General features: G+C 60.5%; 1 protein-coding gene. It reads right to left on the reverse strand.

Annotated features, from left to right (window positions below; all coding sequences use genetic code 11):
- Positions 1-650: type I restriction endonuclease subunit R, EcoR124 family (locus tag ACOCD2_RS24530; RefSeq protein ID WP_419626317.1), on the reverse strand; the 650-nt coding region annotated here is incomplete at both ends.

The raw sequence follows: 650 nt of genomic DNA on the forward strand, positions 1-650 counted from the left end.
TCACGGCTTATCTTCTGCTTCCTGGGCGGCTGGCCGGTGAAGCGGGCGATGAGTTTCATGATGTAGTCATAGTCGATGAGCGCAGAGTCGAACAGCACGAACTCGAAATCGAGCTGCTGGACGGGGTCATCGGGATCTGGCGTCTTCTCCTGCTTCGACTTGAGGTCTTTGGCGACATCGAGATAGACGCCCCTGAAGGCGCGCAGGTCATCTTCCGGCAGCAGTTTATCAATGGTCTCGCGCAGTTCAGGATCGAGATCGGTGTACTGGTCGAGCTGGGTACGGATGCGCTGCACTTCCCTGAAGCAGTTGATGAAGGTGGCGCGGGCCTCGTCACCCTTGAGGCTGGCGACTTCCCCGGGCCTGCAGTCCACACCCTGGGATTGCATGAAGTCTTCGAGTTGCTGCACGGCTTCGCTCAGCTTTTCCACCACCACGGGTGCCGGGTCCACCAGCCAGATTTCCCGGGCCCGCTCGCCCGCCTCGCCGGAGAACAGGGCGATGGCATCGTCAACGGCTTCCCTCTGGGCGCGGAAATCGAGGATGTTTCCGCAGGGCTTGGCACCGTGCAGCACGCGGTTGGTGCGCGAGAAGGCCTGAATCAGGCCATGGTACTTGAGGTGCCTGTCCACATAAAGGGGGTTGATGTA

The sequence above is a fragment of the Thiolapillus sp. genome (genome assembly GCF_048562965.1).
GTDB classification, from domain to species: Bacteria; Pseudomonadota; Gammaproteobacteria; order Chromatiales; family Chromatiaceae; genus Thiolapillus; species Thiolapillus brandeum_A.